The sequence below is a fragment of the Thermoflavimicrobium daqui genome, from assembly GCF_003313465.1.
Classification (GTDB): Bacteria; Bacillota; Bacilli; order Thermoactinomycetales; family Thermoactinomycetaceae; genus Thermoflavimicrobium; species Thermoflavimicrobium daqui.
Map to the genome: position 1 here is coordinate 37,380 of NZ_KZ845672.1, position 18,029 is coordinate 55,408.

Annotated in this window: 20 protein-coding genes; 3 read left to right on the top strand and 17 right to left on the bottom strand. The window is 37.7% G+C overall.

Annotated elements, in window-relative coordinates; all coding sequences use genetic code 11:
* Positions 1-63: 63 nt before the first annotated feature.
* The 15 genes from sigB to DL897_RS14745 form a co-directional block, all read right to left on the bottom strand.
* A complete protein-coding gene (gene sigB / locus DL897_RS14685; RefSeq protein WP_113659885.1) occupies positions 64-852 on the bottom strand; it encodes an RNA polymerase sigma factor SigB in 789 nt (262 codons plus the stop codon).
* The gene (gene rsbW / locus DL897_RS14690; RefSeq protein WP_113659886.1) at positions 818-1,303 is read right to left on the bottom strand and encodes an anti-sigma B factor RsbW; all 486 of its coding nucleotides are present in this window, start codon (positions 1,301-1,303) and stop codon (positions 818-820) included. Before rsbW ends, sigB begins: the two co-directional genes overlap by 35 nt.
* A complete protein-coding gene (locus tag DL897_RS14695; RefSeq protein ID WP_168188809.1) occupies positions 1,300-1,635 on the bottom strand; it encodes an STAS domain-containing protein in 336 nt (111 codons plus the stop codon). The genes rsbW and DL897_RS14695 overlap by 4 nt, the downstream gene beginning before the upstream one ends.
* Positions 1,636-1,769: 134 nt before the next feature.
* Positions 1,770-2,783, bottom strand: a complete 1,014-nt coding sequence (locus DL897_RS14700; RefSeq protein ID WP_113659887.1) for a PP2C family protein-serine/threonine phosphatase — start codon at positions 2,781-2,783, stop codon at positions 1,770-1,772.
* Positions 2,784-3,182: 399 nt separating this feature from the next.
* Positions 3,183-3,533 carry a type II toxin-antitoxin system endoribonuclease NdoA gene (gene ndoA, locus DL897_RS14705; RefSeq protein ID WP_113659888.1) on the bottom strand — a complete coding sequence of 117 codons (351 nt, stop codon included), beginning with the start codon at positions 3,531-3,533 and terminating at the stop codon, positions 3,183-3,185.
* Between the two features lie 5 nt (positions 3,534-3,538).
* The gene (locus DL897_RS14710) at positions 3,539-3,835 is read right to left on the bottom strand and encodes a CopG family ribbon-helix-helix protein (protein ID WP_113659948.1); all 297 of its coding nucleotides are present in this window, start codon (positions 3,833-3,835) and stop codon (positions 3,539-3,541) included.
* 434 nt (positions 3,836-4,269) lie between these two features.
* Positions 4,270-5,475 carry an alanine racemase gene (gene alr / locus DL897_RS14715; protein WP_113659889.1) on the bottom strand — a complete coding sequence of 402 codons (1,206 nt, stop codon included), beginning with the start codon at positions 5,473-5,475 and terminating at the stop codon, positions 4,270-4,272.
* Entirely contained in the window at positions 5,459-5,887 is a 429-nt protein-coding gene (locus DL897_RS14720; RefSeq protein WP_113659890.1) for a hypothetical protein, read from the bottom strand. Before DL897_RS14720 ends, alr begins: the two co-directional genes overlap by 17 nt.
* A gap of 525 nt (positions 5,888-6,412) precedes the next feature.
* Positions 6,413-7,438 carry an outer membrane lipoprotein-sorting protein gene (locus DL897_RS14725; protein WP_113659891.1) on the bottom strand — a complete coding sequence of 342 codons (1,026 nt, stop codon included), beginning with the start codon at positions 7,436-7,438 and terminating at the stop codon, positions 6,413-6,415.
* 40 nt (positions 7,439-7,478) lie between these two features.
* Positions 7,479-9,026 carry an NAD(P)H-hydrate dehydratase gene (locus DL897_RS14730; protein ID WP_113659892.1) on the bottom strand — a complete coding sequence of 516 codons (1,548 nt, stop codon included), beginning with the start codon at positions 9,024-9,026 and terminating at the stop codon, positions 7,479-7,481.
* A gap of 48 nt (positions 9,027-9,074) precedes the next feature.
* A complete protein-coding gene (gene acpS / locus DL897_RS14735) occupies positions 9,075-9,455 on the bottom strand; it encodes a holo-ACP synthase (protein ID WP_113659893.1) in 381 nt (126 codons plus the stop codon).
* A 109-nt stretch (positions 9,456-9,564) separates the two neighbouring features.
* Complete coding sequence (locus DL897_RS18305) at positions 9,565-9,714, bottom strand: hypothetical protein (protein ID WP_168188810.1); 150 nt, start codon at positions 9,712-9,714, stop codon at positions 9,565-9,567.
* A 73-nt stretch (positions 9,715-9,787) separates the two neighbouring features.
* Positions 9,788-9,934 (bottom strand): hypothetical protein, encoded by a 147-nt coding sequence (locus tag DL897_RS18310; protein ID WP_168188811.1) that lies wholly within the window; start codon positions 9,932-9,934, stop codon positions 9,788-9,790.
* A complete protein-coding gene (locus DL897_RS14740) occupies positions 9,927-10,820 on the bottom strand; it encodes a helix-turn-helix domain-containing protein (RefSeq protein ID WP_145962228.1) in 894 nt (297 codons plus the stop codon). Before DL897_RS14740 ends, DL897_RS18310 begins: the two co-directional genes overlap by 8 nt.
* Positions 10,821-10,834: 14 nt before the next feature.
* Complete coding sequence (locus tag DL897_RS14745) at positions 10,835-12,367, bottom strand: hypothetical protein (protein ID WP_113659895.1); 1,533 nt, start codon at positions 12,365-12,367, stop codon at positions 10,835-10,837.
* A 198-nt stretch (positions 12,368-12,565) separates the two neighbouring features.
* Between DL897_RS14745 and DL897_RS14750 the strand changes: the two genes are divergently transcribed.
* The 3 genes from DL897_RS14750 to DL897_RS14760 are packed head-to-tail and all read left to right on the top strand — an operon-like array spanning position 12,566 to position 14,351.
* The gene (locus DL897_RS14750) at positions 12,566-12,952 is read left to right on the top strand and encodes a GntR family transcriptional regulator (protein ID WP_113659896.1); all 387 of its coding nucleotides are present in this window, start codon (positions 12,566-12,568) and stop codon (positions 12,950-12,952) included.
* Entirely contained in the window at positions 12,949-13,644 is a 696-nt protein-coding gene (locus DL897_RS14755) for an ABC transporter ATP-binding protein (protein WP_113659897.1), read from the top strand. The genes DL897_RS14750 and DL897_RS14755 overlap by 4 nt, the downstream gene beginning before the upstream one ends.
* Positions 13,641-14,351, top strand: coding sequence for a hypothetical protein (locus DL897_RS14760; RefSeq protein ID WP_113659898.1), 711 nt, complete (start codon positions 13,641-13,643; stop codon positions 14,349-14,351). The genes DL897_RS14755 and DL897_RS14760 overlap by 4 nt, the downstream gene beginning before the upstream one ends.
* Before the next feature lie 72 nt (positions 14,352-14,423).
* Here DL897_RS14760 and DL897_RS14765 read toward each other — a convergent pair whose 3' ends face one another.
* Together DL897_RS14765 and DL897_RS14770 are read right to left on the bottom strand one after the other, a co-directional pair.
* Positions 14,424-16,037, bottom strand: a complete 1,614-nt coding sequence (locus DL897_RS14765; protein WP_113659899.1) for a peptide ABC transporter substrate-binding protein — start codon at positions 16,035-16,037, stop codon at positions 14,424-14,426.
* A gap of 172 nt (positions 16,038-16,209) precedes the next feature.
* On the bottom strand, positions 16,210-17,862 hold the full coding sequence (locus DL897_RS14770) for a peptide ABC transporter substrate-binding protein (RefSeq protein ID WP_113659900.1): 1,653 nt from the start codon (positions 17,860-17,862) through the stop codon (positions 16,210-16,212).
* Positions 17,863-18,029 lie beyond the last annotated feature (167 nt).

Below are 18,029 nucleotides of genomic sequence, written 5' to 3' on the forward strand. Positions count from 1 at the left end.
GCGGTAAAAACATTTTTATGCAAAAAAGTGTATCTAGCAACTAGTCTGCTAGATACACTTTTTCTATCCCATGATCTCGGCCAATTCCATCCGGATCGCTTGACGAAGCTTTTTTAATGCTCTGCGCTGTAAACGCGAAACATGCATTTGTGATATTCCTAATTGTTCTCCTACTTGTTTTTGACTTAAATGATCAAAAAAAGTCATCTGTAAAATTTCTCGCTCTCGTTCAGTCAAGACATGAAAAACTTTTTCAAGTAACAATTTTCGATCAATCTGATCATAACCCCTGTCTTCTGTTCCAACCAAGTCTAGCAAAGTCACTTGACTACCATCACTACTCGCTTCAATTGGGCTATCAATCGAAGCAGCCTGATAGCTACGACCCATCTCCATCGTTTCTAATACTTCTTCTTGTGTTACATCTAGATACTCTGCAATTTCCTTAATTTGTGGAGATCGCTGGAGTTTGGTAGTAAGTTCTTCTGCCGCACTTTTAATTCGCGGACCTAGCTCCTTGATCCGCCTTGGAACATGTACACTCCATGTTTTATCACGTATATGCCTTTTAATTTCTCCTACAATCGTTGGAACAGCAAACCCTTCGAAATTTCGTCCAAAGGAAGGATCGTATCTTCGAATCGAAGCAAGAAGTCCAATCATTCCTACCTGAATTAGATCTTCATATGGCTCAGAGCCACGTGCAAATTTATAAGCAAGCGTTTCTACCAAGTCTCGATAATATGATACAAGCCACTCTTGCGCTTCAACATCGCCATCCTTTTGGTACCGCCCAATCATCTCTAAAACCAGCTTTTCATCTGTAGGGGTAAGATGCGGGCGACTTGACATGCAGCTCCACCTCATTTTTTCGAAGATGCTTTGTTAACTTTACAATAACACCGTTATCTCCCTTAATTTCTACATCATCCATCAGTGTTTTCATTAGATAGATTCCGAGCCCTCTTTCACGTAGTGCATTCATTGAAGGCTCAAAACCAATCGGACCTGTACGTTGTTCTACTTCATTTACATCAAAGCTATGCCCACGATCAATGACATTAATCTCTAAGCGATCTCCAAAGAGATTACAATTCACTTCGATATCACCATCTCCACCACTATAAGCATGATCTACTGCATTTGTACATGCTTCAGAAACAGCTAATTTAAGGTCCTCAATGTCATCATAGGAGAAACCCATACGATTCGCAATACCAGAAACTAATAAGCGTACAATTCCCACAAAATCCGGCTTAGCAGGAATTGTTAAGTCTATAGAGTCTAAGGGCTGATCCTTCATACTTTTCCATCCTCCTGCTTCCGATCTTCAATCTCGATCACTTCATGCAATCCTGTAATGCGTAAAAGGCGATAGATACGAGCGTTAACTCCTTTTAACACGAGTCTTCCAGCAGTTGCACGTTGTGCTTTATATGCTCCGATTAGTACACCTAAACCTGTACTATCTATATAGTCCACTTTAGATAAGTCTACATACACAGTCTTTCCATTTTGACATAAAGGGAGCAGTTTTTCTCTTAATTGCGGAGCTGTGTAAACATCTACTTCACCTTCTACAAAAATGGTTACTCCATTTTTGTTATCTGTCTTTTCTTCTATTAACACATTCACCGTCTTTCGCCCTCCAACTTTTTCTTTCTACAAGTTGATGTACTAATGATTAGCGATTCGTTATTCTGGAAGTAATTCGAACTCGTTTTCCAATGAATAACGAATCGCTGCTCGAATAAAGTACTACAAACTTTTTAAGAAAGGGATTCAACTCTTTTTATAATCATGATGGTTTGGTCGTCTTTCATACTGTACTTAGTCATCTCGAATAGCCTTTGATAAATAGCTTCAACAGCTTGTTGAGCTGGCAACTCCAGATACTCACATATAATTTGTTTGAGCTGTTCTCTCTGTAGAAACTTTCCATCTACTTTACATTCTGTTACCCCATCGGAAAACAAAATAATCGCATCCCCTAAGGATAACTCAATCGTATACTCTGGATAATCTACATCTTTAGCTACTCCCAAGACCAAACCTTGCGTCTCTAAATCATGAAACTCACCATCACTTGCTTTATAAACCAGCCCTGGCTCATGACCTGCTGTAGCATAGCGAAAATGGTGATTCAACGAATCATATACCCCATATACCATGGTAATAAACATACTTGAATCGACATTTCTTTCCACAACTGTATTAAGTCCCCTTAAAACCTCTGAAGGCGAAAGAGGTTGATCATCGAATCGATCCATCGAATATTTAATCATAGACATACATAATGCAGCTGGAATTCCTTTACCAATAATATCCGAAATAGCAATCCCCAGTGAACCCTGACCATGGTCTACAAAGTTATAATAATCTCCACTCATCCGGTTCGCTGCTACACTTAGAACACCTATATCAACTCCTTCGAGTGGTGGAGGACTTTTAGGTAACAGAGTCTGTTGCATGCGAACTGCTACTTCAATTTCATCTTCTAATTCACGCTGCCGATTTACTAAATGATCACGATCTTGATAAGCCACTCCATAACCAATCATTACTTCAATCAAAAAATCAAATGAAATTTTCACTTCATTGGGTAAGTCTGGTAATAAATTCTTAATCGTAGCAATATGGATACTAACCACTTCTTCAGGTGGAACACGTTGTTGTAAAATCCATTTGCTTAGTTGCTGGGCACCATATAAATGATCTTCTCTTGTATCTTGAATATAGGAAGTTAGTAACTTCTCATATTGTTTTTGCAAATCAATGTTCATGTAAAAATCCCCTTGGATCCGATATCTTCGGTCAAACGCCAATGTTCAGCATCTTTCCATTACTCAGCTTCAATACAAAGACGACAATCACCAAGTATATTTCAAAGCGAGGTTGCCCTCTAAACCAGCCACTCATCGTTTTTTAGTTTACAATAGTCTTGATCCATCCATAGAACTTTTAACAGCAATGCTCTTAAAGGATACGATATATCGATCCTATAGCTTTAAGGTTAGATGAGATGATATATTGACTTTTGGCTGCTTAAAATAATATCGTTATATATCTTTATCGTTCGTATTTAAAATAACACAGAACGGACCATGATGAAATAAGGGAAGACAATTTGTAAATAAAAAAAGAGAGCGAATCGCTCCCATTCTCCAGTATCTGCCAATTTTTCAAAAATCAATTAAACCCAAGCTAATTTGCAGTGCTTCATTAACTCGACTCATCATTTCTTCATCTAAGTGGGTAATTTTATCAGTTAATCTTTGCTTATCAATGGTTCGGATTTGCTCTAATAAGATGACAGAATCACGATCAAATCCATAAGTTTTGGCATCGATCTCAACATGTGTAGGAAGTTTAGCCTTTTGGATTTGGGCAGTAATCGCGGCGACGATCACAGTGGGGCTAAATCGATTACCAATATCATTTTGAATTACAAGTACAGGCCGTACCCCACCCTGCTCGGATCCGACCACAGGGGAAAGATCTGCAAAATAGACATCGCCACGTTTAACAATCAAATTACTTACACCCCACTAACTAAGCGCTCTAAAGTATGATCTGCTTCTTCCTCTGCTTCAAACGCTTCTGAGGCAATATTTAAGTTTATTTTCGCCATTTCCATATAACCACGTTGCATCGCTTCACGAATTCGGCGTTTTTTACGCTCTTGTAAATATAATTTCATCGCTTGGCGAATAAATTCACTGCGATTGGAATTATCCTTTTGAACCATACCATCTACTTCTTGTAACAAATTTGTTGGCAGACTGATCATAATTCTCTTGGTACCTGACAAATTCGTGCACCCCCAACCAATCATCACCATTAGCGATTTTCCCTTATCAATACTACCATTATGATGAATTAAATGCAAAAATATACTTAAAATGAATTCCTACAAATAGATAAAATGACACATACTAAAATTTATTCGTGCCAACCTCTCAAATTCCTTCTAAAAAATTTAGCGATAAATATTGGAGAAGTTTCATTTACATTTCCAAAAAGCTTTTTTCCATTTACGTCCAAACCTAGCGCTCATCGCTTATCTACTCACTCCCGCTAAAGGGTTGACACAAAAGTCAATCCTATACAAAAACGATTCGCGACTTCCTCTAGGTACGATCCGGATTTTTAATCAAATTATGCAATATGCTGTAAGAGAACATGATGTAAATGCATCGTTCATCGATTCACTACTTATCTTTTTATAAAAATTCCTTTATTGGAAGAATATCACTTAAAACCAACTTATTAAACTGACAAACTTTCGAGTTTGCGTAATTCATTAATGATCGCTATCGGTTTACCATCTTGCAAATAAATACGCGGAATACGCCTAGAGAGCATCGAAGTCACTTCATAATTAATCGTGTCTAACTGCTTAGCCACTTCATCCACATGAATCTCCGCATCTTCTTGTTTACCATAAAGAACAACTTCATCCCCAATTTGAACAGGCATCGCCTTTGTTACATCTAACATAAGTTGATCCATACACACCCGTCCAACAATAGGGACTTTTATCCCTCGCACTAAAGCAAATCCACGATTTGATAAGTGGCGACTAAATCCATCTGCATACCCGATCGGAACAACAGCAATCCACTCATCACCTCTTGCAATGTAGGTTTTTCCATAGCTAATACCAGTACCTGGCGGAGATTGCTTTAAATGAATAACCTTAGACTTTAATGTAAGTGCTGGCTGTAAATGGATTTTCTGTCTATCCACTTCCGGTGAAGGATACAAGCCATAAAGGCTAATACCAATTCGTACCATGTCAAAAATGCGATTAGGAATTTCAATCGCTGCTGCACTATTGGCGCAGTGAATAATTGGCTTAGCTATTCCTGATCGTTTTATATCATGGATCGCTTCAAGAAAGCGATTATACTGATAGTTTAGATACATTTTATTTTTTTCATCCGCTGTTGCAAAATGCGTAAATACACCTTCTAATCGAACATGTGACATATTTAAGAGTACTTGTAAGAAGTCAGGAATCTCTTCTGGTAAGATTCCTAAGCGCCCCATCCCTGTATCAATTTTAAGATGCACATTGGCGGTAAGACCCAAATTTTTGGCATTCTCTTGGATTTGATACAAGTGATCTTCATTATAAACCGTGAACGACAGTCGATACTTAAGTGCCTCTTTGATAGCATAGGTAGGGGTAAAACCAAGTACAAGAATGGGAGCTTCGATACCAGCGTTACGTAACTCTATTCCTTCATCCACAAATGCAACACCTAAAGCATGAGCTCCTGCCTCTATTGCAGCTTGAGATACGTAAGTCGCTCCGTGTCCATAAGCATTTCCTTTGACAGCCACTAGAATTCGTGTATCTATAGGGAGATACTGTTTAAATTGCTGAACATTATAACGAATGGCATCCAAATCAACTTCAATTATCGTATCTCTTCCATAATTAATAAAATCTTTATGAGTTCCAGCCACGTTTTATCACTTCCAACTGTAAGTTTAGATGTTCTAAACATTCATCACTGACTAGTAAAGGAGTTCGTTTCCCACGAATCTGAAAGTAATAAGGTAGGTCTTGGCTATGCTTGATCTCTGAAATGGGAATCGAATCGGTTCGATTACCGATTTGGACGACAAGCCGATCATTATACAGAATATAACGCGGATGAAACATGAGCAAGTAAAGAAAAGGAATCACAAAGAGAATGAAGATTATTAAGATTACAAAACCTATAATAAAAGTCATACTACGCCATTCAAAAAATACAAGTAATAAAAACAAACCAAGCAGAATAAAACCATTTTCGATGATTTTCATCATTCGATTCTTTCTAGTAAGAAGAACACGATAAGATGTCTTCTCCTCATAAATGGGTTGCTGATTCATAACTGTCATCCTTAGCTGGTTTTATCTTCCCATCGTTTATTAACTTCCCATATCGTTTCTTGTAAAGGATATTATATCAAAGTTTCCTAGGAAAAGAATAAGGGGATTCTTGGCTAATTTTTACCTCTATTTTCTGTAGATTTGCTTGATTTTAGATGGGATCATAGATGGTCTTCAAAAATAAAAGCGATATCTCTGCATTTCAGTCTCTATCATGAGGTTATAGCCTTAATCGGTCCATAGAGTTTCTTAGAGCTTTGCTCTTGAGACACTCTTGTCCCTTTGGGGAAAAGTCGGTCCTATACAAAAACAATTCACTCTAGCTGATCTAGGTTTTGGGCTCGAATGATGCAACATGCTGTAACATAAGTGCTATCCGCCAAATAACTTAAAACGAATACAAAACTTTGTCAATATGAATCTCATATTTTTACTTTATACAAACATAACGATGAGGGTACTTTTACTTAGTACCCTCCGACTGCTCCTCATCTTATCTAACTATCATGAATGATTAAGCTGATTTTATTTCTCTACTTGATCAGCAAAGGAATTCGCAATCTTGATCATTTCCTCTTCGGATAATGCCCCCGTTAATTCAAATTCTCTCTGTCCATCTAACCATTTTAACTGTTTTTGCTTATCCTGGTTAAGTAAAACACCAAATCCTTGATAAAGCATCACGGGTTTAGCCTGTTCAGATAAAAAAGTTTCTATCTCTTGAGGCTTTTTCTGGGTAATTGTAAACGGCTTACTTCCTGTATATCTCATGATGACAGCTGGACCAGCAATGGTTTGAACTGTTTTTTCTCCATCCAATTGACTACCCATAGGGATATACATCGGAGCGAGGGAAGCCATTCCACGTTTATCCATTTTTTGTTTAAGACCAGCTAAAGTTTGTTTGGATTCCTCGGTCATCTGACTTAAATTTCGTTTCATATCGAATGCATCTTTATCAAAAGATGGATCTAATTGAAAGCGATCAAACACCATTTCTACCATAACTTCATCTTTATCATTAAAAACACTCACTTTTTTCGGATTAAGCTTTTGATCTAGCCACACTTTTTGTTTTTTCCAGTTTTGGTTAAGGGTAAATTTCGCAGCTACTTCAAAAAGATAGGTACCTTTCTCCCTCTGGAATTGACGCTTTTGATCATCAATAATACTACCTAAAATAGACTGATATAAATAAATTTGTCCACTTGACTCTGGCCAATCACTTTGAAACCGATAACTTTTTTTCAAACTAGGAGTTAATACATATACCCCCTCATCATTTCTAAGTAAAATCTGTGTAATATCTTTCTTTGGATTTTTTAGGGCTACTCGATAATAATGTGGTTTTTTATACCATACTTCTACATCAACAATTTGTGGTTCTTGTCCTGTTTGAATCGTTAACTTTCCATGACTGATATAAGACTCCATTTTCTCAGAGCGCTTCGATAAATCATTAACAAGGGTTTTGGCATCTTTTTCACCACAACCTGCTAAAAACAGCAATATCAAAAATAAAGGAACAATAATCCATTTATTCCGACACATTTATTTCCTCACCTCGACAATTTCCCAGGAAATGTGTCGGTTAGGATAGGGGTAATTGTTCGAATGCTTTACCAAGTGCTACGATTATATCCTGATAACATACCGCATGTTCCGAAACGGTTTGGCTCGCTATAACTCCTGCCTGCCCATGTAAATAAGTTGCCATCGGCACAGCTTGGTTGGCGGGAATTCGCTGTGCTAATAAAGAACCTAATAAGCCTGCTAGCAAATCACCTGATCCTGCTTTAGCTAAAGCAGGACTTCCTATTATATTTACTACCTGTTTTCCTGTTGGATAGGCAATAATTGTATATCTTCCTTTTAAGACCACAATCATCCCTGTATGATTTGCAACGGTCCTTGCAGCGGACAATCGAGAAGATTCAACTTCCGATATACTACAGTGAAGCAAGCGAGCCATTTCACCAGGATGAGGTGTTAATACAGTAGGGTACTCTGAGTCACGTAGTTTGATGAGTTCTGGATGATCTGCCAAAATATTCAATGCATCTGCATCTAGAACCAATGGAGCTTTTATTGTAGATAATAAATCACCTAACCATTTGTCTTCACCCATAAATCTTCCGAGACCTGGGCCAATCACTACTGCAGAATACCGGGAAGCGCGTTCCATAAATTGCTTTGCACTTTCTGCTGAGAATACAGACTTACCAGACCAAGACCAAATAAGCTCCTGTGTCACTTTCCCTGCCAAAGATACTTCTTGTCCTTCTGGAACAGTAAGGGTTACCATCCCTACCCCACTTCGATAAGCCACAGCACCTGCCATAGTGATTGCACCAAGCATTCCCTTTGCCCCACCAATTAAAAGAGCATGACCATATGTTCCTTTATGTGCCCATGGATTACGTGGCTGAATATAGCCCCTCCAAAGAGCAGGTTCATTTAGCTGTGCTTTGGGAGTAAGATCTGCAGGAAACTGGGTAGGTAGCCCGATATCAACAACATTTACTTCACCACAAACATCAGCACCAGGATATAAATAATGGCCCCATTTCGGATAGCCAAACGTGATCGTTTGTTGGGCGTGAACAACTTCAGAAGAGACCATTCCTGTGTCCGTATCCATTCCAGTAGGAATATCTACTGAAACAACCCATGCTTTTGGCTGTTGGTTGATAAGCGAAACAACCTCTCGTAATAAAGGGCGAAGCTCCCCTTTTACTCCTGTACCTAGTAGTGCATCTACAATAACCTGTGCCTCTTGTAAATGCTTCTTCATTAGCTTCTGCTTACTTTTATCATGATAAATATGGACAGAAGTTAGCTTTTGACAAACATGATAGAATATCTTGGCATCAGGAGTTAGCTTATCTTCATTTCCTACCAACCAAGCTTCTACGTTCCATCCAGCAAAAAGTAAATACCTTATAGCAACCCAGCCATCTCCCCCATTATTTCCTGTTCCACAAAGTACAACTGCATTCTTAGGCTCTGGAAATTTCCTTTGAATAGACTCAGCTACCGCCCTACCAGCATTCTCCATTAACACCACACCTGGAATTCCTAGTGTATCTATAGCAAAATGGTCTATGTTGCGCATTTCTTGAGCTGTAACTAGATACACCTTTATCCCTCCTAACCGTGTTATATATGTATGTCCAATTTGGACCAGTTATGCTTCGTTCACTTCGATCACTGCTATAGCAACGGCATACTTTTCACTATGTGAAATGGAAAGATGAACTTTCATAGACTTTCCAATAAAAAAATAAGCGGATACTTTTTCAGATATACTTACCTCAGGTGCCCCTTTGGTATTATTTAGGATCGTTAAATCTAAGAAACTGACGATCTCTCCAATTCCAGTTCCTAATGCTTTGGATATGGCTTCTTTAGCAGCAAATCGACCAGCTAGATATTCAACTTGACGGTGTAACTGGTCAGGCAGTTGTTCCTTTTCACTCGGTGTTAAAATTCGTTTCGTTAGCCGGTCAGTTCCTACTTTTTGTATACGTTCCAGCTCAATGATATCAGTTCCAATTCCAAAGATCATAATTCTGTTCTCCTTTTCAATCATTCATCCCTATCTATTTTACACTAAACAATTTTATCAACTAAAAAACCGATACCCTGATTTGGCAAGGAATCGGTCTTCGACATGCTTAGGAGAATATTTTTTTTACAATCCAAACGATGAACGCAATCACCAGAATAATTAGGATCAAATAAAGGATCAACATCCATTTGGCAATGGATAACAACCAGCCCAATAAGCCTTTCTTTTTAAGGAGCAACAAAAAAAACCATTTCATCGAAGTCCACCTCTAGCTTATTTCAACGCTTTGATCCTTTATTATTTCCTGTTAGAGATATTTCTATTTCTTTTTAGGTTCTTATTGATCTACCAAAAACGATACAGAAAAAGACAAATCCTATAGCTCCCAATATTAGAGAAACAGAAACAGCTTCATACCAAGCAAGCTCAAAAATATAAGTAAGGAAGAAATAGAAAAATGATACCCATTTACTCATTTTGCACACCTCCCGAAAAATGGAGATTGACAGGTGCTAAAGGTAGACTTCTTAAGTACTTTTGATAAAGCTCTAAAATATTTTCCTCGGTCTCCTTAAACTGAAGACTATCCAACCATACATGCCCCTTTCCAATTAATTGAAGCCCAAAGCGAATCACATCTACCTTTTCTGGAATGACTGTAGAAACTAGATATGGACTCCAAAGGCTTGTCCCAATCAACGGCTGACTTTGTATAAAATGAAGTGTATTTTTTTCTTGTTCTAACTCAAAAAATAAGGTTACTTGCTCAACATTCTGTGCCTGTAAAAAACCTGTTAAATGAATTCTTTTCCCTCGATATGGCTCGGCTTTGATCTGCTGGAAGAGTGAAATATAGCCGTTTGCTTGGTCATAACGGCTTTTTAAAAAAGCAGATGCTGTTCCCATATGAACCGTTTGATGATCAATCCCTACTTCATAATTGATCCAATCGCCATCTACATTCCAACCTTTTGGAACTGTTGATGTAGGAATCATACTTCTACTCCTCCTACGAATTTGTAGATAATGTTTTCGATACATTCCTGGTGGCATCTGAAACATCTTCTGAAAAGCACGCGTAAATGATTCTTGTGTAGAAAAACGATAGGTAACTGCAATATCTAATATTCGACAATCGGTATGAATTAGGTCAATAGCAGCTAAAGTTAGACGTCGCCTACGAATATATGCCGTCACACTCATTCCTATGACTGACTGAAAGAGTCGATGAAAATGATAGCTTGAGAAGCCCATATAATTTGCTACTTTGTCTAATGAAATATCATGTTGTATATACTTTTCTATATAAAAGATTGCTTGACGCTGAAACTGTAGAGAATCGACCTCTTTCACGCTATTCACCTCATCATCCTGACTTATTCATCGAAACTTAAGTTGATGGGTCGATCATAAATAATCGGCTTCCTTCCTGTAACAGGCACTGAAGCATCCACAACTTCTAATGACAAACGGTCTATCCAAATACATCCTTGTTGAGATAGGTAAGATCCTAGTTGAATCCATTCACTCTCCTTAGGTACATCGATAATAATTTCATATAAACCCCAATCCTTTGTACCTACAAGTGCACGTTCCCCCATATCATCCATTACACAAACTTCCTCATCACGGCCCCTCATTTCTATCCATAAACCAGCTTGTTTTACATTTTGGGCCTTAAGATAACCAGAAAAACGAATCCGCTTACCACGATATAAAGTAGCTTCAAAAGCTTGTGTTAATGTGGCAAAGGTTTGGTTAGTCCGTTTAGCACGTAGATAAGCAGGAGACTGATCGAAAGCTTTTTCTTTCTTCTCAAGTCCTGCTTCATAATCCAATAAATAGTGACTCATGAGTTTCCAAGCACAAGACAATTGAGATTCACCCATTTGTGCAAAAGAAAGCTGCGGATGTTGAGGCAATTTTTTTTCTGTGTCTGGAATCGAAGAGTCACAAACTTCAAGAGACAGCCCATCAATCCACATAGACCCTGCTCCAGCAAATAAAAAACCGATATGAATAAATAAACTTTCGTCTGGAACATCTAAAACAAGTTGAATATCTGTCCAATCTTTAATCCCTACCAATGGCGCATCTTGTATATCTGCACAACTTAATATTTGCTCATCTTGGTTATAGATTTGCATGTAGCATTCTGCTCTTACAGCCGCTTTGACTTTGATCCTAGCTACTAAGCGAATACGGTTACCCTGAAACTTCTTGGCTGAAATAATACGATGAAGTGTAGTATATCCGTGTGGTTTCTCTGATTTTGCTTGTATTTGAAGTGAATAGTTTCCTAAAACCATGTCATCTGAAGCCAATTTTATTCCATATTCATCATCATAGCTTTGCCATACACGCCAACCAGTAGGGGTTTTTGATTTATGATCCCAAAGAGAAAAATCAAAATTATAAGCATCCTCCTCCCCAGGCAAAATATTGCTGATTGGAACACTACTTTCAACGATCTCTAACTGCAAACCATCTATCCAAACACAACCTCTGGCACCTAAGATCATTCCAAAGCTGATAACATAGCCTTCGTCTGGAACATCAAGTGTAATTGAATACTTTTCCCAATCTTTCGTCCCTACTATATGCTGATCATACATGTTATAGAAAGAGAGCAATTCTCTTTCTTTCCCATCAATCCTCATCCACAATGCAGCATAACCCGCTTTTTCTGTTTTCACATACCCCGATAATTGAACCCTTTTTCCTCTATATTGATCAGCACGAATGTTTTGTCCAAGCGTAGCCCAACCTTCGACAGTCTGTTCTTGTTTGGCACGAATAAAAGCAGAAGTTGATCCTACTTTACACACAATGGTATCAATTCCTGTCTCGAAATACTTTTGATGGTCTTCTCCCGTAAAAAACCAACCTTCTGGAATTTGACTAATCATTCTCTCTCACCCTCATTCGCTGTCTTTATCCTTCTCTTCGTATCCTAACACTCCTCAATCTTTTACTTTTGACTTTTTTTGCGCCTTTTTTTAGAAATTACTTGCATTTAGTGTATGTAGTGTTATAATACACTTAAACAAAGTGTTTGATATGAGTCCATACACTCCATACTGTTAAGCTTCTAAAGGGGGAGGGACATGGAAACAAGAGTAGTCGGACCACTCACTTTTACAATTGATTTCTCCATACCGCTTTATGAACAGATTGTGGAACAAATTCGTCATGCAGTAGCGAGAGGAGAGATTGCATTGGGAAAAAAGCTACCTTCTGTTCGTGAAATGGCTCAAAATCTAAAAGTAAATCCAAGTACTGTCGTTCGGGCATATCTAGAGTTAGAACATGATGGGCTATGTGAAAAAAGAAGAGGACAAGGTACTTTTATCACTAACTCGGAGGAAAAAGTACAGAAGATTAAACGAGGTCTCGCAGAGGAAGCACTAAATAACTTTGTACACACAATGAAGTCTTTAGGAATTGATAAAAATACTGCCCAACAGTGGCTAAAGGAGATGGATTGGCAATGAGCATCGCTGTGGAATTTCATCATGTCTCATACCGTTATGGGCGAAAGTTTGCACTTCAAGATTTATCTCTTTCGATCCCAAAAGGGAAAGCGACTGGCTTACTTGGCGAAAATGGAGCAGGTAAATCCACCCTATTAAAACTGATCACAAGTATTGGAAAACCTACCTTAGGGGAAATCAAGGTTTTTGGACAAAAGCCAGGTTGGAAAGTAAACGAGCAGATTGCTTATCTCGGAGATCGTGCACAGTGGTATAAATTTCATAGCATCGAAAAAGCCATACAATACGCAGAAAAAATATTTCCGAACTTTCAAGTCCAACAAGCCAAAGAGTATCTCGACTTTATGAAGCTAGACAGCAAAGCAAAAGTTGGTGATCTCTCAAAAGGACAAATGATGCGATTACAACTGATACTCTGTCTTTCACGGAAAGTAGACCTCTTTTTATTAGATGAACCTTTATCCGGTATTGACCTGATATCACGCGAAAAAATTATTGATCTCTTAATACATCTTTTATCAGAACAAGAAGTAACTATAGTTATCAGTACACATGAAATTATGGAAACAGAGGGGCTATTTGAACATCTCATATTTTTGAAAGAAGGAAAAGTAGTCAAGTCGGGAAATGTCGAAACACTTCGTGCTCGGGAAGGCTCGATTCAACATATATATCGGGAGGTATTTCAATGAACGCTTTTTGGAGCATAGTCAAAAATGACTTTCGCATGGTTTTTCCCAAGAAATATATTTTTCCTCTTACTTCCATGTTAATAGGGGGGACGATTTTCGGGGTTCTCTGTTCTCTTTTAAATTTTACACAAATTAAACCTGAGATTCATTGGGTATATACTTGGATACTCTTTGCATTACCTGGTTTTACTACAGGTATCGTTATGGCAGAAGAGAGGGAAAAAACACTAGGATGGTGGTTGTCATTACCTTATCCCAGACATTGGCTTATTGCCGCTAAATGCATCGCTATGCTTCTCCGAGCGTTACAAATTATTTTGATTCTATTTTTATTTACCAATTTCATTCTCTACCTCTTTACTTGGATTAGACCTGAAGCTTATGAAAACATAGCTTGGGGAGAGCTGTTTTACTATCAGTTGATGATCATTGGTGAACGTCTGATCTATGTCCCACTCATTATCACCTTAGGACTATTAGCGGGATTACTTACCTTCTCTTCGATGAAACTATTAAATATCCCCATCTGGATATTCTTTGGTCTATTTGTTTCTTTCATTGTGTTACGCCATGTATCTAAAGTATCCCGTTTAGATTGGGACATTGTAAATATCCCTTTGATATGGATCGGACTGTTTAGTTTCCTCATTAGTTTACTCTTTTATTACTGGTCTATCTCCATTTTAAATCGAAAATTACAAATATAGACTATATCAAAAGCCCCATGTCATAAGGACACGGGGCTTTAGGGTAACACTTTATCATCAGCCTCTTCATATTTATTTTTCCAGCTTCGTCCATCTTAAGCTATAATCCGCACCGATGGGATGCGTGTAGTAGTCCTTCACATACGGCTTTTTCAACAACACACTATACCGATAATAAATTGGAGCGAGTACGGCTTGATCCTCTACTAACATTTTTTCTAATTGACTTAACATCTCCATTCGCTTTTTAACATCGGTCTCTTGACGAGCTTGCACCACTTGCTTGTTAAAGTCCTCGTTTTTAAAACCTGCCGAGTTTTTATTTTCATGGGTATTCCATAACTCAAGGTAAGCCATGGCATCGTTGTAGTCGGCTCCCCAAGCAGAGATGGTTAGATCGAAATCCCCTCTTTCACGACGATCATCTAACGCTTTTGGCGCAGGAGTTTCAATCTCAATGTTAAGACCTAAGTTAACACGTAGCTGCTCTTTAATAACGGACGCGATATCCTTGTAAGCATTTGAAGTGATTAGAGTCAATTTCTCGGGTGGTTTACTCATCCCCAGCTCCTGAAGTCCTTTTTGTAAATACTCCTTCGCTTTAGCCGCATCATAGGTCACTAATTCTTTCTTCGTCGCATCCCGGAATGACTGATTTTCTAATCCTGCAATCGCTGGATGAACTAATGCATATGCTGGTAAAGATCCATCTCGTAAAACTTTTTCAGCAATCACCGCTCGATCATACGCATGAGTAATCGCTTTACGAATATTACTATTTTGTGTAAAGCGATTGGATCTTACATTCATAGGCATATAAATCGATGTGGCTCGCTCAGCTTTCACCAAGTCTGGAGAACTTTTATATTTATTGATAAAAACATTATTAATTGGAGCAATATCTACTTGTCCTGAATTATAGAGATTCACACCAGTACTCACATCTTTTAATAAATTCAGATCAATTTGATCTAAATTTACATTTTTAGCATCCCAATACTTCTCATTTTTTGTTAAAACAATTTTCGTTTGACCGGCACTCTTAAGGATAAAGGGGCCACTATACACAATTTTGTCTGGATGTCCAAGTGCATCTTGTTTGAGTTTATCGATCATATCTTCACGCTGAGGAAGAAAAGCAGGCAAAATCGTATAGTCTAAGAAATTGATCATCGGTGCTTTTAATCGTACTTCTAAAGTTTGATCATTGATCGCTTTCACACCAACTTCATTCTCTTTTGCTTTACCGCGATAGAAATCTTCTGCCTTATCAATAGGAAAAAGAATATATGCATATTCAGATTTAGTCTCTGGTTTCATCATCCGTTTCCAACCAAACTCAAAATCTTTGGCAGTGATCGGTTTACCATCACTCCACTTCGCATCGCGTAAGATAAATGTATAAACTCGCTTATCTGAACTTACTTTCACGTCTTTAGCAATACCTGAAACTGGCTTTTTATCTTGATTTAACCTCATCAATCCTTCATAGACATGATTAGCTAAGATGAAAGAGCCACCATCTACTACTGTTGCGGGGTCGATACTTGTAAACTCTTCTGTTTCAGCAATTCGGAGCACTTTTTTCTGTTGGATAGCGCTTTCATTAGAGCCCTTGTTACCACAGGCCGTCAAAAGAAGGCTCGATATTGTCGTACATAATAGGAGTAATTTCCACCTTTTCAAATTAAACTTCCTCCTATTCGCTCATAAATTTAAGAACCATTCCAAATAAAGGGTTACATCATTATCATAACAAATTTCCATCTTATTTCATAATATTATTTATGATTATGAGTTATAATTTTATTTTATACAAAAAACTAAAAACCCCCTTGATGGGGGTTATATTCTCTATTTAAGAATGGTTACTACTTAAGTAAGTCCATTTTAGACTGTAATCGGCACCAATAGCATGATTATAAAAGTCCTGTACATAAGGCTTCTGTAAAAACGAACTGGTTCGATAAAAAAGAGGGACAATTACAGCTTGATCTTGAATCAGCTTTTTCTCGGCTATACTTAGGTGTTTAATCTTCTCTTCAGGAAGTACTGTCTTTTTAGACTTCTCTAGTAAATCATTAAACTCTTTATCCTTAAACCTAGCAATATTTAACCTTCTATCAGCACTCCACAACTCTAGATAGGCAATAGGATCATTATAATCGGCTCCCCAACTAGAAACTGCAATATCAAATTTACCTTGATTTTGGCATACTATTTTTTCCTTACTGGTCACTGAGTCAATTTGCACTTGCAGTCCTAAAATATCTTGCAGTTGTTTTTTCACTGCAATAGCTACCTCTCGCTTCTCATCATCATAACTAAGTAAATGAATTTCATCAGGTGGCTTGTCCATATTTAGTTCGCTTAGCCCTTTAGCTAGAAGTGCTTTCGCTTGCTGTGGTTGATATCTTACCCACTCCTTTTTAGTCATCTGACGAAATGATTTATTTCCTATACCCGAAATAGCTGGATGAATCAATGCCCCTGCTGGCTTAGAACCATCTCTTAAAATTTGATCAGTTAATTTTTGTCGATTAATACTTAAATTAATAGCACGACGAATGTTTGGATTAGCTAGAAATTTATTCTGCTGATTCATTACCAAATAGTAAGAAGTGGCTCGCTCCACTATTTTCAATTCAGATGAATCTTTGAAAGAACCGATATATTTCCGATTAACAGGTGCTATATCTACTTGGTTCGATTGATACAGTTGAACTGCGGTATCGATATTTTTAACAAGACGAAGTTCTACCTGTTGTAGACTGACATTATTTCGATCCCAATAACGGTCATTCTTTGTAAGTACTGTTTTCGCTCTATTAAATTCTTTGACAACGAAGGGACCACTATAAACCGTATTCTGACTGGTCGTCGCATACTTATCACCAAACTTCGTGACTAAATCTTGTCTCTGTGGTAAATATGCTGGCAATGTAGTTAAACTAAGGAAGTTTAACATGGGTTCTTTTAACTTTACAACTAATGTATGTGGGTCCAGTGATGTAATTCCTACCTCATTTTGATTTTTTATACCATCATGATATTCTTTGGCTCCTTGAATTGGAAAGAGGATAAAGGAATATGAAGATTTCGTCTTCGGATCCAAAACGCGTTTCCAGCCGAATTCAAAATCTTGTGCTGTGATCGGCTTCCCATCACTCCATTTTGCATCTTTCCTTAATGTAAAAGTATAAGTAAGTTGATCGGAACTTATATTTACATTTTCTGCAATCCCTTCTACAGGTTGTTTATTTTTTAGTCTCATTAATCCCTCTTGTACATTATTTAGCAAAATGAAGGAACCATTATCCACTACTTTAGCAGGATCCAAGCTCGAAGCTTCATTCATCTCTGCGATACGTAACACTTGATTTTTTGCTGACCCTATGGTTGATTCACCCTTCATTGAGTCAACTATCGAATTACAAGCAACTAACCAAATACTACAAATGAAGGAACCAATCAGTCCATATCGAAATTTTTTTCTCTTACCTTTATTCATCAAAAAACCCCTGCTACTAAATACATAAAATAATATCCCTATGTAAAAAGTTCTTGTTTCACCACATCTCGCTCGTTATGTGTAGATGTAAAGGATACAATTTTACTAGTAGCAGGCATTCACCTCCTTTTGAAGATACCCTTACTCTATTCCCAATATTACATTTA